Origin of the sequence: Phaeobacter sp. JH20_02, assembly GCF_048056915.1 — a bacterium.
Classification (GTDB): Bacteria; Pseudomonadota; Alphaproteobacteria; order Rhodobacterales; family Rhodobacteraceae; genus Phaeobacter; species Phaeobacter bryozoorum.
The window spans coordinates 37,125-52,480 of sequence record NZ_JAYMVP010000028.1 but is presented as its reverse complement, the minus strand read 5'-3'; the positions used below and the strand labels follow the sequence as shown (position 1 = coordinate 52,480).

The 15,356-nt window shown below is 58.5% G+C and carries 9 protein-coding genes; all 9 read left to right on the top strand.

What is annotated here, in order from left to right; translation table 11 throughout:
• Nucleotides 1-55: 55 nt before the first annotated feature.
• The 9 genes from VWY34_RS14190 (at nucleotide 56) to VWY34_RS14150 (ending at nucleotide 15,354) form a co-directional block, all read left to right on the top strand.
• Complete coding sequence (locus VWY34_RS14190) at nucleotides 56-625, top strand: hypothetical protein (RefSeq protein ID WP_416558554.1); 570 nt, start codon at nucleotides 56-58, stop codon at nucleotides 623-625.
• Complete coding sequence (locus tag VWY34_RS14185) at nucleotides 618-2,801, top strand: hypothetical protein (RefSeq protein WP_416551552.1); 2,184 nt, start codon at nucleotides 618-620, stop codon at nucleotides 2,799-2,801. Before VWY34_RS14190 ends, VWY34_RS14185 begins: the two co-directional genes overlap by 8 nt.
• A 436-nt stretch (nucleotides 2,802-3,237) precedes the next feature.
• Nucleotides 3,238-6,084, top strand: a complete 2,847-nt coding sequence (locus tag VWY34_RS14180) for a hypothetical protein (RefSeq protein WP_416551554.1) — start codon at nucleotides 3,238-3,240, stop codon at nucleotides 6,082-6,084.
• The gene (locus VWY34_RS14175; RefSeq protein WP_416551556.1) at nucleotides 6,081-8,306 is read left to right on the top strand and encodes a hypothetical protein; all 2,226 of its coding nucleotides are present in this window, start codon (nucleotides 6,081-6,083) and stop codon (nucleotides 8,304-8,306) included. The genes VWY34_RS14180 and VWY34_RS14175 overlap by 4 nt, the downstream gene beginning before the upstream one ends.
• Nucleotides 8,303-10,765, top strand: a complete 2,463-nt coding sequence (locus tag VWY34_RS14170) for a hypothetical protein (RefSeq protein ID WP_416551557.1) — start codon at nucleotides 8,303-8,305, stop codon at nucleotides 10,763-10,765. Before VWY34_RS14175 ends, VWY34_RS14170 begins: the two co-directional genes overlap by 4 nt.
• Before the next feature lie 57 nt (nucleotides 10,766-10,822).
• Nucleotides 10,823-11,320 carry a hypothetical protein gene (locus tag VWY34_RS14165; RefSeq protein ID WP_416551559.1) on the top strand — a complete coding sequence of 166 codons (498 nt, stop codon included), beginning with the start codon at nucleotides 10,823-10,825 and terminating at the stop codon, nucleotides 11,318-11,320.
• A 48-nt stretch (nucleotides 11,321-11,368) separates the two neighbouring features.
• Entirely contained in the window at nucleotides 11,369-14,194 is a 2,826-nt protein-coding gene (locus VWY34_RS14160; protein ID WP_416551561.1) for a hypothetical protein, read from the top strand.
• A 568-nt stretch (nucleotides 14,195-14,762) separates the two neighbouring features.
• Nucleotides 14,763-14,972 (top strand): pseudouridine synthase, encoded by a 210-nt coding sequence (locus tag VWY34_RS14155; protein WP_416551563.1) that lies wholly within the window; start codon nucleotides 14,763-14,765, stop codon nucleotides 14,970-14,972.
• Nucleotides 14,965-15,354 carry a hypothetical protein gene (locus tag VWY34_RS14150; RefSeq protein ID WP_416551565.1) on the top strand — a complete coding sequence of 130 codons (390 nt, stop codon included), beginning with the start codon at nucleotides 14,965-14,967 and terminating at the stop codon, nucleotides 15,352-15,354. Before VWY34_RS14155 ends, VWY34_RS14150 begins: the two co-directional genes overlap by 8 nt.
• The last annotated feature ends 2 nt before the right edge of the window (nucleotides 15,355-15,356 follow it).

Sequence of the window (15,356 nt, the reverse complement as noted above, 5' to 3'; positions counted from 1 at the left end):
GACAGGCGATGCGGAATATCCGCCCATGTCGCACCAATATTCCATGCTCGAAATCATGAATGCCGCGCTCTTGGCCCAAGGGCAGGAGGAGATCGTTGTCGAGAATGACGGCTCTCTTGAATTTCAGACCCTTGCCCGCAACTGGCCGGGTATCGTTGAGTCTGAGCTGGAGGATGGAAACTACTATTTCACCAGGAAGCAGGCCACGCTGATCACCCGAAAAGATGGCCTCTTCGGGTATGATGACGGCTTCTTGATCCCATCCGACGCACTGCACGTGCGCCGCCTCTGGCTGCAAGATCCAACCTGCGGCCGCGTCGAAGTCCCATGGGTTCAGGATGGCGCCTATGTCTATCTCAACAGCCCTGATGGGTGCGTGATCGAGTATGTCGATGCCCCTGGGCAAGATCTCTGGTCGGCCAACTTTTCTCGGGGCGTCCAGAAGAAACTGGAGGCGGTGATTTCCCGCGCGATCAAGGAAGAATACGGAGACGCCGCGGTGCTGGAGCAAGAGGCGGAAACCTACTTCCAGCGGGCGCGTACCAATTCATCAAAGGCCCGCTCGGCTCAACCGCCCTACAAGAAAGGCCCGATCGCGTTGGCCCGGAGAGGTCGCCGTGGCTAGGCTGAAACAGACAATCATGCAGCGGAGCTTCACCTATATGGAGGTCCGCGAGGATTTCCTTGAAGGTGATGATCTGGAGCTGCGCCAGCAGTCGGTCCGGTCGGCGTTGAACATGAAGGGGTTGGCATCTCGTACAGCTGAGGCTCGCCCCGGCACCTTCTTTGAACGGATGCTCAGCACAGCCGAAAATGTCGAGGAGATCCGGCCGGAAAGCGGTCTGCGGTTCGGCCTTATCGTCAACGACGACTCTCTTGAGATCGTGGATGACCGCGCGGACTTGGTCCACACGGTTTCTCCTGTCCCTTGGACGGTCGGCAAAGAGGTCTGGATCAGCCCGTTTCGGAACAAGGTCGTTTTAGGCCACAGAACCGATGGGGTCTGGATCCTTTCATATGACGACGGCGCATGGGCGTTCTCGGATTTTGCGTTCACAGAAACTGCGGGCGGGGAGCTTGCGCAGCCGTATTGGGCGTATGTGCAAGACGCGCCAATCCAGCCCTCAGCTGCAACCGGAAATATCACCATCCGGGCTGCAAAGCCGATCTGGACCAATGCCTACATCGGCCAGCGCATCCGCTACGGTTCACGTGAAATCGAAATCACCGGTCGCACGAATGCCTCAGTGCTGAGGGGCACGGTGGTGAGCCAGCTGCCCCCCAGCTTCGAAATCGGCGTTGACGATGCAACCGTGTTTCGCGTCGGCGAAGCGGTGACCGGCAATGATACCAATTTTCAGGGGCTGATCGTCGGGTTCAATGGGAACCTGCTTCAGGTGGTCACCACCACGTTCTTTGAAGGGCCAGACGTGGGCGAGGAATTGTCTGGCCCTGCTGGAGCGTCGGTGATCACGACAAAGGCGGATGCAGCGCCATTTCCCTCACCCGTTTGGGATGAACCGCTGATGTCTCCGTTGCGGGGCTACCCTGGGTCTGCCGGGCAGGTCGCCGGGCGGCTGGTGTTTCTCGATTTTCCGCAAGTCCCTGACGCGGTTGGCCTGTCCTCTACACGACGGATCGAGGACTGGAACGTAGGCGCCAAGGATGATGACGCAATCCTGCGGCAGGTCGGCGATGGCGCGCCCCGGTGGCTTCATGCCGTCAATATGGGTGACCTGATCCTGTTCTCGGACAGTGGTGTCTACAATGTGCCGGCGCGGGACAACGGGGTGATTTCTCCTAGCACCTTCAACCCGGTTCTGGTGGATGACACCGGCTGCAATGAGATCAAACCCGTGAAGGTCGAAGACGGCATCATGTTTGTGGATGCGTCGGGCGAGGGGATCTCCGCCGCATTTCTGGATGGTAACGTGTATCTGAAATGGTCGGTCAAACGGATGACCACCTATCATGATCACCTAATCAAAACACCGCGCGCGCTCTGTGGCCCCGCTCTTCGCTCTCCAGCTGCGGAAAAATTCATGTTTGTGGTCAACGCAGACGGCACAGTCGCGGCGGTGTCCTGGCAGCAGAGCATCAGGGATGAGGCAGTGGGCTTTGCCCCGTGGGTCACAAATGGCCGTTTCGTCAATGTTGCCCCGCTTTTTGGCGGCTATTGGGCCATCGTTGACCGCGACGTCGGCGGCACAACATCACGCTTTCTGGAGCGCTTTTCTGACGACGCATTCCTTGATTGCGCGACCACGACCGATGACACGACCGATGCACAGTTGCTGACCGTAAATGGTCAGAACCTCACCGCGAACGGTGAAACCATCATCGTCTCATCCCCATCAGCGGCCCATCTGATCGGTGAAACCATCTCCTATTATGCTGAGGGGTGGGATTTCGGCGACTTCGTGGTTCAGCCCGACGGCACGGTAGATCCCGGCGCTTCCGTTGTTGGTGAACGCCAGATCGGCTTCAATTTCGAATGTGAGCTGGCGCCTTGGCCAGTTGAGAGCATTGAGAGTCCTCGGATCGGAACGCTGACCGCGCGCGTCCTGCAATTCATCGTCTCAGTCCAGGGCACCCTCAGCTACGAGGTCACTTGCAACAGCAAGACCAAGACGGTGCAGGCGTATCGGATTGGTGACGACCTTGACAAGCCTCCCACGCCGCGGACTGAGATCAGGCGTTTCGCGATTTACGGCAACAGAGATCACCCGTTCATTCAGGTGGCAAAACGTCGGCCCGGCCCATTTCGGGTGCTGGCCACAGGTCAGAGGGTGCAAGCGTAATGGATCCAGTATCAGCAACACTGGCGCTTAGCGCTGCATCAGCGGGTGCCACAGGTCTCGCTGGCTATCAGCAGGCAAAGGGTGAGCAGGAACACGCGCGCATCAATTCATACATCGGGCGGACACGCGCCTTGCAGGAGGACACCGGCCACAGGGAAGGCCTGGACGGCGAATTGGGCTCAATGCGGGCAACCTTCGGGGCGAACCAACAACGGCCCAATGTCGGCACCCTTGAGGTGGTGAACGAGTTGCGCCGTGTCCGAGACAGCGAGCGCAGGGTTGGTTTTGGCAACCGCAATTCGGAGGCCGCTGATTGGAGCCTGCGCGGACGTAATGCAGGGAGTGCAGCGCGCGCATCCCTTTGGAAGGGGGGCTTTAAAGCGGGTGGATCGCTTTTTGACCTCCACGATTACCGAACAAACCGAGGTGGCGGATAATGGCTCAAATCAAGAAGATCGTTCGCAGCAATCCAATCTCTCAGTTTCGACAGGTCGCGCCAGATGGAGGCGCGACTTTCCGCGTTTTGGCAGATGGGTTGAATGACCTCTACGACCGGACAGCACCAGTTGCCGTCGAGCAGATGGAACGCGAGGGAAAAGAGCTGGGGCGCCAACGCGCGCGTCAGGACTTCGGGAACGGGTCAGTTTCCGGCGGAGGCGGTGATGACCGGTTGCAGGGCGGTAACTACCGTGATGCGATTGCGTCGATCGAAAGCCGAGGTAGTGGCGATTATCAGGCGATCGGTCCCACACATCCGAAACTGGGTCGCGCGCTAGGCCGATACCAGATTATGGAGGCCAACATTGGCCCGTGGTCTAAGGCTGCTTTAGGCCGAGAGGTCTCCGCCGATGAGTTTCTCTCCAAAGGGGAAATTCAAGATCAGATTTTTGATCATCGGTTCGGTGGCTATGTCGCAAAATACGGAGAAAGAGGTGCGGCTCAGGCATGGTTTGCCGGTCCCGGCGGCGTAGGAAAAGAGGAGCGCAAAGATGTTCTCGGTACAACTGTTGGGGGGTATGGCGATCGCTTCGTTGCAGCACTGAGGGGCGGCAAGGGTGATGAAGCTTTGGCAGGGGGCGAAACCGGCGTCTCGATCAGAGCGCGCGACGGCTCAGTTCAGCTACGCAGGTTCTCACCCTATGCAGGCCCCATCCTTCAGGCACATGACGCCGCTGCTCGTGTTGCATATCAAGCTGAAACCATCAATCAGGCGTCCATTGCGCTGAACGATATAGGCAACCAGTACGAGTACGACCCTGAGGGCTATACAGAGGCCGCGCAGGCCTACATTGATGAGGTGGTCAAAGGAGCCGCACCAGAGGTAGCCGGCGATCTGCGGGATGTCCTTTCAGATGCTGCCCGCAAAACCAGTCTCGGTATCATGGACGCAAAGCACACCGAGACCCGGGCGCGCGCCAACAATTCGTCCCGTGCGTTGATGGAGCGTTGGTCTGGCGAATATGCGGAGGCAATTGCTTCCGGCGACCCATCTGAGATTGATGCCGCTCAGCGGCGTCTGGACAACGTATTACAGGCCCGCGAGGCACTACCGGGCGTAGCGTGGACCCCAGAGCAATCCGCAAATGTGTTCCTCAAGGCTGAGGATACGGCTCAGGCGCTAATTAAGCGGCGGAGAGATGCCCGCAACAGCGAGGTCAAAGACACTCTCAACCTGATTACTGACGCCGCCAAGGCAGGGCGTCAGGCCGAAGGGGAGGAAATCCTGTCTGACCCGGCAGCTGTGGCGGCACACCCGGAACTGGCCCGTGAGGCAAAGGCATTCGTGGCTCTCAGGGACAACACCCCTGGGTTTCTGCAAATGACACCGGATCAGCAGGCGCAAGAAATCGCCCGTATCATGGAGGGGCCAGTTGGCGAAAAATGGGAAATCGACGTTGCCGATGCAGCTGCAAAAATGGCGAAGGAAAACCGGAAGGCTTGGGCCGATGATCCTGTCAAACGTGCCTCCGAAGTTCTGGAAACGCCGCCGCCGCCGCTCCCGGACCTGACACCAGAGGATCCCGGAAAATTCGTGGACGCTCTTTCTGCGCGGCGGGAATACATGAACCGGCTACGTGCTGCTGGATACACGGACACCAATTCATTTCTGAGCGAGGAAGAAGCCAATCAGCTGGGTGTGCTGATGGGCAAGGGCACGGACCCGGCAATCGTGGCTGCGATGTCAGGGGCGATTGTTGCCGGGTTCGGGCAGGATGCAGTTCGTGTGTTCGATGAAATCGGCGGCGACCGAGTGACGATGTTCGCGGGCAAAATGCAGGCTTTAGGGGGGCGGCCCGAAGTGGCGCAAGCTATTCTCCAAGGTCAGCAAATGATCGCCGAAAACATGGTTCAACTGCCGCCGAAATCGGACAGTATTACAGCTTTTGACGGCCAGGTTGCTACAGCATTTCAGGGTATCTCAGGCGGGATAGAAGCACAGGCGGAATTGATGGAAGCGGCCAAGGCTCTCTACGCTTCTCAGGCTCAGGGGATCGACCCGACCTCCGATGCCGCAAGCGATCTCATGAAACAGTCGATCCAGACCGTTCTTGGACAATCGAAAAACAAGCGTGGCGAGGTCACGGGTGGTGTTCAGGCCGTCATGGGGCACCAGACGCTCCTACCGGTAGGAGTTGCTGGCAAGAAAGTGGACAGTGCGCTGCGTTTGGCTCTCGGCGGCAGCCCTACCGATGGCAGCTTTGGCGGTGGAATGGCGCTGCTCGGAGCAGCCCTGTTTGGAGGTCTTCCCGAGGAAAGCAATGCATCTGCTCTGTGGCTCGCATCAGCAGCTAGAAGTGGCCCATTGAATTCCGGCACGACGACCCAGGACGGGCGTCCGATCTGGTACCACAACGGCGAAACGTACTCCGAAAAGACAATAACCGAACAGGGGCCGGACGGGCGGTTCTACAATGTCCCGACAGTCGGAGAGGGTGGGACAATCCTTGGCGATGATGCTGCGCTAGAGGCCGCTTTTGGTAGCGGCCAAGCAATCGACCCGATCACTCGTAAGGGCTTGCCGTCCTATGGAAGCATTGAAGAAGCAGTCACGGCAGCAGAACAGAGAACGGCGGATATGCCCGCCGTTGACTTCCGTCCGCGCATCAACGGCCAACCGATCCCCAGCAGGTACGTCGACAACGACATGGTGCGCCCTGTCTCGATTGGCGGAAACCTGTATCGTCTGGAGGTCACCAACGGCGCGGCAAAGCTGGATGTTGAGGATGGCAATGGGAACGTTCTGATCTTTGATCTCCAAAAGTTCATGGAGGCCAGCGAGTGACCTTCTTTCTCAACCAGCCGACTGAAGCGCCGACCATCAAAGCCAGAAACGACGACGTTGATCTGGCGTCAGGTTTCTCAGATGGCCTTGGCGCCGCTATCACCGTGGCCAGTCTTGAAAACGATGCCAATTTCATCGCCCGCAGAACGACGGTGAAAACCCGTGCATCAAAGGGCTGGGAGCTGGCTGATCGTCTTGGTGCCGAAGCGATAGAGCAACGCGCGCGGGATCAGGGCATATCTGAGCAGTCGATTTCAATATTCACGCGGATGATGGACCGGCGCCCGTCTCATATGCCTGACTACATGGAGGCAGTAGTGTTTGAGCTGGCTGGCGAGGCGTCAGCTGATCAACCCGAAGCCTGGGCAGATGTTGAATTCTCGGATGACGTGATCACCGCAGAGGCGAATGCGGAGCTTCAGGCCGAATACGAGGATGCGCGCGCAACGCTGGATATGATGCCTGGCGGATCTGGCGTCGTCAGCTTTCTAGGCAGCATGATCGGGATCACCGCGGATGTGAAAAACCTTCCCTTTCTTGCCCTGGGCGGTGGTGGCGGTTCGATTTGGCGGACGATTGGTCAGGAAGCGATGATCAACACCGCAGCTGAAGCCGCATTTCTGCCGTCACAGTTCGAAATGGCGGAGCGGCTGGATATCCCGGATCCTGATGTTGTGACCCAGCTGAGCCTCGCCGCTGTGGCTGGTGGTGCCCTTGGAGGGCTGGTTGAGGGTGGTGCCCGTGGCATCAGCTATTTCCAGATGCGCAACCGGGTGCCAGAAATCCCCGGCTATGACGAATTTAGCGCACGGGCGATGGTTGATCAGGTCGAGGACATTCTGACCAGCGACACACCGCAGCCATTCGAACAGATCCGGCAGTTGCAAGACGAGGCGCAGGCGGCACCGTACTTGCTGGAAAACCCGATTAACCCGAAACGCCCCCCGCTGATCCAAGATGCTGCCCCATCAGCGCCACAGGAAGAGCCTGATCTTCTCTCTGGTCTGCAATCAGCTGTCGATGAGGCAAGGGCAGCGGACCGGAGTGCGGCCCGACCCCTGGCGCAGTTTCTTCGCGACAATCACAAGGGTGGCGGGGAAAACCTCCAAATTCATCCAGAGGGTATGGCCGCAGATGAATTGCGGGCTAGCGGCATCACGCCGAAGACAATGCCCGGTCTGTTCTCTCGCAACGGCCGCAAGGATTTCGACAATCTGGTGGCTGATGAGCTGGAGGCAGAATTCCCAGGCATCATTGAGGCTACAGGCACTCAGCGAGGCTCACCATATCTGGATCGGGATGGTTTCCTTGAAGTGCTTGGTCGAGATCTTGATCGGGACAGCAGCTGGTTGCAGTCCCGGGCCGAGGTCGAGGCAAGAGAGGCGGATCTGGAGGCTTATCTGCGGGAAGGTGATGGCAACCCCGCTGATGACTACACCGCCGGTGCTGAGGCCGAAGGCGGGATGTTCGTTGATCTCAATGAATATGAGTTTGTCCACGGCAACAACGCGGGCTTGGAGATTGAGCAAGACCTCGACAGGTATCTGGAACGCAACGGTCTGACCTTCCTTACAAAGGAGGAGCGGGCCGAAATCCTTGATCAACTGCAAACCCGTGGTGGCGAGGCTGAATATCTGGTAGAACGTATCGCAGAACGCGAGATTGAGCTCGCCACTGCACCGCTGCCAGAGGACGCCTTTGATGAAATCCCCTTCCCAGATGCGCCCGAGGCGCCGCGCAATGATGGACAAGGCACAGACGGTGCTGGACGATCCAACAGCGACACCGGCACAGAAGGCACGAGCGGAACGCGGACAGAAGATCCTCCAGAAACTCGAACAGAGCAAACAGCCGCCGGGGAGCAAGTCGTCGCCACCGGCATCGAGCCGCTAAGCCAACGCCAACAACTTGAGGCACGGCAGGGCGCGCCGATGCGCGGTGGCGATGCCGCTGCCGATAATGGGCTTTTCGATCTGGGAGCGCGGGCCCAGACTGATATGTTCGATGATCCTGCCAGCCCGGAAGCCCGCACTATTCAGCAAAATGTCGCGTCTTCGTTCCGTGATGAGATCGAGTCAAACGGGCCGACCGTGGTTGATATGTTGACCGAGGATGGCCGTGTGTTGCGGACTGATCAGGACGTCTTGGATTATCTGGACGAGGGCGACCAATTCAGCAGCCGTATTGATCTTTGTGGCATGGCACCTGGAGGGGAAACATGAGTTTCTGGGATTGTGTAAAGGACGCCATTGACGAGGGCAGTGCTGATCGTGAACGCGGCGAGCGCGCCCAGCGGATGTGGGAGGATCTGCGGGACCGGTACGAGCGCCAAGGCCATAGTCGCAACAATGCCGAGGCAATGGCAGCAGAAGATGTGAAAGAGGCATTCCGGCGCGAGGCGGGCGAGACACGTCACGTTTTTCAGGCGAAAATGGCGAATAACCGAAAGCTCCAGCAAGGCGTATCTTCGGCCCCGGATCTGGCCAAGCACCAAACCCGCACCGTCGAGGATCTGGATTACAAGGCGCGAGGCCTCGTTCGTCGCTTCAACGGGCGTCTGGCCTCATTCCTTCGAGATCATCACCGTGACCTGTTGGGCAATGTGACCAAACCGGCTCAAATGCGGAACCTCTTGGCTGAGCTGCATGGGGAAAGCACTGGCGATGCTGCGGCGGCAGCGCTGGCAAAAGGCGTGGGTGAGGCGCTGGAGGATATGCGGCTCATGTTCAACGAGGCCGGTGGCATTATCGGCAAGCTGGACAACTACGGCATCCCTCATAGCCACAGCCGTCGCGCTGTCACGAAGGCTGGGTTCGACCGATGGTTTTCAGATATCCATCAGGGCATCGAGTGGACACGCATCGAAGATCACCTGACCGGCCGTCCGTTTCAGGCCGAAGGTGGACCGGCGCCGGATCTGAAAACTCAGGAGCGTTTCCTTCGCGAGATCTACGACAATATCGCCTATGGCCGTGAAAGCCGTGAGGCCGTCTATGGGCGACCAAAGGGTTCTGCGCTCTACCGGCGCCGCGCGGAAAGCCGTGTCCTGCATTTCAAAACCTCTGACGACTGGATCGCCTACAACAAGGCATACGGCACGGGTGATCCGTTCAAGAGCCTGATGGGGCATGTCCACAAGATGAGCCGGGATATTGTGGCGATGCGCGAGTTTGGGCCAAACCCTGGCCTCGGTGTCGAGTACCAGCAGCAGCTGGCGATGAAGCGCGCACGTGACGAAGGGCTGGACCCACAGAAGGTCGAAGGCAACGGTAACCATGCGCGACGCATGTTCGCAGTCGAGAGCGGCGGCGGAATGCCAGAGACTCTGTTTCAGGACTATGTGTCGACTTTCATGAGCAGCGCCCGCCACGTGATGACGTCGGCATTTCTCGATCGCGCAATCATCTCTTCGGTCTCGGACCTGAACACTATGCGGTTGGCGGCCCAAGCTGTCGGCGCAAGCCCAACCAATGTCATGCGCCGGCATGTTGAGATCATGGCCAACGAACTATCAGGAGGAGAGGCACTGCGCGCGCATTGGGTAGCGGACACGCTGGCAGATCCCGGTATTGCCTTGGCACGGTTCCAGAGCGAGGTTCCGCCCTCAGAGATCGCAGAGCGCCTTTCCAGCGCCTCGATGCGCATTCAGGGGCTTTCTGGCTGGACCGATTCCGCTCGTATGGCATTCCAGTGGGAGATGGGCGGAGTGATGGCGGGGCAGGCGGGAAAGAAACTCGCCGATATTGATCATCCGATTGGGAAATTCCTGCGGGATTCCGGGCTGACAGAAGGCGAATGGGGCGCGCTGACTGCCCCAGAGGCGATGTTCACTGCCGGAAATGGTGCCACCTTTGTTGATCCGCTGTACTGGCGAGAAGCCACGGACCTTCCCCGCGATCGAGCTGACGAGATCTTCTTCAAAGTCCAAGGCATGATCGAGGAACAGACTGAGTTCGCCGTACCCACCCAGAGCCTCTTGGCGCGAGGGATGCTGGACCCAGGCTCGACAGACTTGCCCCCAGGAACATTGCCTTACGAGATCTGGAAATCAGGTCTGATGTTCAAGAGCTTTGCGATGACATTCACCGTCAACCAGTTCCGGCGCACGATGGCTCAGCCAACGCTCAGCGGTAAAATTGGGTATGCGATGAACCTTGCTGCTGGAGCAACCGTCATGGGCGGGATTGCTCTCCAGCTGAGCGAGATCATCAAAGGCAATGATCCGATGGATATGACCAGTCCGGCATTCTGGGGGAAGGCGACTCTCAAGGGCGGCGGTTTAGGTATCATCGGCGATATTGTGTCGACAGGTCAGGCGTCTTGGGGAGGGGGCTTCCCGGCCTATGTCGCGGGTCCGGTCCCGCAGACTATTGGTGACGTCTGGAACCTGACCATCAAAAACGCCTGGGAGTTTGCAACAGGCCAAGACACCAACTTTGCCAAGGAACTCACGGATATCGGGCGCAGATATACGCCAATGGGGCAGACCCCGGCTATCGGCCCTGCCATGGACCGGTTGCTATGGGATCAGTTGCAGATGCTCTTGGATCCTGAAAGCGCGGCCAAGATCAAGAAACGGGCTCAAGCGCGTGAAAACCGGGACGGAAACTCCTCGTGGTGGATGCCCGGAAGCCCGACGCCTGACCGCGCCCCAGATATCTCAGGTATTCTCGGTGGCTGATGTGCATTGGGTGGCGCGGCGTCCTGACGGATTGTCGCGTCATTCAATGAGGTCACCATGTCAACAGAGATCACAGGGCTAAACGAGCTTTCAGAGGCAGATATCAGCGACAATGACGAGCTGGTGATCTACGACGTTTCCGCCGGCACCAACCCCAGCAAAAAAGCCAAGCGTTCGACGCTGCTCAAAGGCGTTGCCAAGGACGGCGGCGACCACAATTTCGGCACAAGCGAGATTGAGAACCTCACTGCTCTCGACGCTACCATTGGATTTGATGGCGGGGCCACGCTAGAGAGCGTACTGCATGGCGAGGTGAGCCTTTCGCCTATCTCGATTGCAGCAGGTGCCTCTGAGGTTGTGACAGCAACCCTTGCGGATGCGGCAGTCACGGATCAGCTGGTGTGGGCGCTCACGGGCGAACTGGCGCATGGTCTGACATGTCAGGCTTGGATTTCAGCCGCCAACACCGTGTCGTTCAAGTTCTACAACACCACCAATGGAAGCGTCGCCGGAGCAACCTATGGCGCTCGTGTGACGGCTCTCCGGCTCTCCTAAAGCCACATGTGCATTTGTTAGGCAGTCATGGCGGGCAAAGTCTCGCTCATGGCTACCGTTGCAAAATCCGATCGTTCCACGACCATCACACTGGCCTCTGCGAGCGCGGGCCCGTTTGATCTCGATTTCCGTCTGTTCGATACAGACGGGCTGGCTGTCTACGTCAATGATGCGCCGCGGGAGGATTGGACGCTCTCAACCAGTTTCAACGACGGGTTTGACGACAACGCGACGCTCACGTTCGATGCCCCCTTGGGCGAAGGCTCAATCATTATCATTGATGGTGCGCTCACACCTTGGCGCCAGCAGAATTACCTGAACAGCGGTCAACTCGTTCAGAAGTTCAATGTCGAACTGGGGCGGATCTGGTCGGTTCTGGCTGAGCTGTTCCGCAACAGCCGCCGGAGCCTTCGCTTCTTCAAAGCCATCGACCCGGTTCCACTGACGGCTGGCAAGGTTCTGGCAATCAATGCTGAAGGAACAGGTATCCAGCTGGTCGAGCCGCGTGATGCGGGGGTGCCAGACGACGAACTGACCATGATCAAGGCGTTTCGCACCGGTCAGGCACTATTGGCTGATCCGACTGAGAGCTACACCGTTGGCACGATCCTTTCACCGGAAACTGAGAACACCCGTTACATCGTTGCCCATCCCACTGAGACTGACCCGGATATTGTGACCGCTGGCGGGGTCAAAGCGTTCGAGATCGGGCCGGAGTTCTCCGATATCTACAAGCTGCGCGCCGCGATCCTGCGGGGCGATCTGCGCGACGGTCAGTGGGTGTCCTGCTATGGTCAGAGCTATACGATTGATGCCACGGCGACGGGCCTTGAGAGCGCGTTTTGGCGGTTCGGTGTCGACGGTCTGCGCCTCTTAGGAGACTTCCCGGATAACCTTTTCGTGGGAACATTCTTCAAAAACCAGACGGAGACGGAGCAGCAGCTTTTCATCGGTCGGGACAGCAGCATCATGCGGCGTCTGAACCAATTCCCGATTCCGCGCGGGGCTGGTGGGGCGAAAACAGGCGGGCGAGATGCGCAGCCGTTCTGGTCACGGCAGGAAGGGCAGTTCATGGTGCCGGTGACGGCTGGCGACGGGGAACCCTATGACTTCTCGTTCTACTTCATGAACGGTCTAGGCGAGCCTGAAATCATCAACTGTCAGATTACGGGCAGCAACCAGTACGGGGGCGTCCGAGGGACCACAATCCCCGGCGCTGCACAGCCTGTCGGCGTTATTTGGGGGCCTCGTTTCCACAATATCGGCGATGCGGTATGGATGACGGCCAGCCTCGGAACGCAGCTGCCTGATGAGCCAACAAACGGCACCCCGGTGACAATGCGCCCGCATATCTGCGAGGTGCTGAGCATCACCAGTACACCCGGCGCGCAGGCCATGGTGGTCGGCCCGCCGATTGCCATGAATGTTGGGGCAAGCACGACGCCGATGCTGGAGCCTGATCTTATGCAGGCACAAGACGGCACGTGGTACATGTGCATCAAGAACAGCAGAAACCGGGATATCGAGATCCACTCAGCCACTGACCCCATCAACGGCGCATGGACCTACGTGACCACTCTGGATCTGGATGCAACTTCGAACAGCCTTGAAGGTCCGGTATGGGTCGAGAGCGTTTACTATGACGCGGCAACCGGCCAGAAAGAGCTCCAAATTCGCGTCCATGCCGCCAACAACCGGAATGCCGACGACGAACTGCGCGGCGTACCTGTCGAGTTCATCAGCACCGGCGGGCCTGAGGGGCCATATGGCGCGGCGCAGGATGTGAACAACAGCCACCAAATGCGCAACGGCGACCTATTCAGTGCCTCGCTTGAGCCTGATCCGCGGGCGATGGCCTCTCTGCTTCGTGCTGCCGCTTCATATTCCGGCGAATATCCCGTTGGTGTTGATTCCACGATCCGGCTGCCTGATGAGCCGCACAACTTCACCCCGCAACAAGACTGCCTGTATTACGTCAACACTGCCGGATACGCCTGCACCCTGACTGTGGAGAAGATGGAAGCGCGGCGTTTCTGGCTGGCCTGCCTAAGCTCGGATGCCGGCACAAAGATCGACGTGGTGAACAGTCCACTTTGTGTGGGGCCTTTGACCATCGGGGCGGGGGCGTTCCAGATCACGGAATTCCTGTGGGTCGATGTTCTGGATAAATACGTTGCTGTGGCAAATTATGGCGGAGGTGGAGGCGGCGGATCTGATGGTGTTGCAGATGGCCTGACGTTTGATGCCGCGACAAATGTCCTGACCGTCAGCCGATCCGTGGGTGATAATCTCACCGTTGACCTCTCCGACTTGGATGGCGGCACCAATTTAGGCGATTGGGTTGTCGACGGCAGCGGAAATCTTTCGCCCGGGAAGAACAACGCGGCAGACGCGACTGTTGGCACCGTCGCCGATCCTGTCGCCGGGATCGTGTTGCGTGGCAGGTCTCCTGACGGGACCAACGATGGGAACAATACGCCCTTGCTACAGGCATCAAACGGAGGCGGCTTGCTTGTGGACGGTGCGGACGGACACGCGCGATCGACAATCGAAGACTTGTCCTCGTTTTCCGGCGCTCATGTTTGGGATCGGACCAACGGTATTTCCGTCAAGATCGTGAAAACCGGGGATGTCAGCTTCAACATGAGCGCGATCAACAATGGTGAGGTGTGTCGGCTGCTGCTGGTCGACGGCCATCTGCACAACCTCACTCTGACGGTGCGCGGCACGATGTATTGGTCGGAAACAGATTACGGCGGCGCGGGCGCGACTGCCATCCCCGCTGGCACCTTCTGGGATCGTACCGAGCTGATGTTTGAGTATCAGGACGGGATCACAGTCATCACGGCATCCAAAGCCGTGGCGGCAACATAGGGGGCTGGTATGGCGCTGTTAAAACGAAGGGCGTTGTTGGCTGCGGCGAGCCAGGGCGGGGGTGGTACTCCGGCTAGATATTGGCGTGTCGTATCCGGCGCGATGACATCCGCAGCAGATAACAGTGGCGTCCGCGCATCAAATCTCGAGTTGCGCGGGACTGCCGGTGGCGCTGATTTAACCGACCCCAGTTTAGCCACAGCGCGCGGGTTTGCTTCTTCTGAGCTAGGCTCGTCTTTCGTGTACGAAAACGCCTTCGACGCGAGCGGATCTTCTCAGTGGATTGCTCAATACACAAATACCGTACCTGACAGCCCCGTCGCGAACAGCCGAGGTATGATCGGGTGGGACTTCCAAACCCCTCTGTCAATTAACGAGTTTGTTTGGGCGTGCCCTCAAACTGCCTACGCACCCGCAGAGGTCTTTTTCCAGAGCAGTGGCGATAACCTATCATGGACAACAGAATGGCAGGTCAGCGGCCTTACGGGTTCGGACTATTTGCAACCGATAGTGTTCACTCGGCCCTAACCATGGACCTCACAGCAATCATCAAGCAGCAAGGTGGCGCATGACCGAAGATGAATGGCGACGTGTCATCGAACGTCGATTGCAAGCGCTTGAGATGAGCAACGCCGTGGATGAGGTCCATCGCACCAATGTGGAGAAGCGCCTCGATTCAATCGAAGATATCCTCCGGTGGCTGGTCAGGCTTGTTGTCGGCGCGATGATCATGGGTGCGATCGCGTATGCGCTCAAAGGAGGGTTCAGCATTGACTAAGAACGCGCTCATCGCCGCCTTTGCTATGGCCGTTGCTGTGTTTGGGTCAGCTGTCGGTGGGCAGGTCGAAGGCTACCTTTTCCCTGTGGCAGGCGAAACCAGCTTTGATAAGATCACACCCAGCGGCCCAACTTATGTGAGGATAACAGGGCGCAGTGTGAAACTGCGGGATTGCACTTTCTCTGGTATCGAATTTCGCACCGAGATAGGCACGGTCGCAGCCATCACATTCGAGGAAGGCACTCGGGATCGCGGAGCGGGTGTATTCGAGTTCGGGCCTTGGCTGGTACAACTGACAGCCGAACAACTCGAAATGTCTAATGTGGTTGTCTTCCATCGGTGCCACCCACTGTGGGCGACCGAAACGCGCTGGTATCCCTAGCG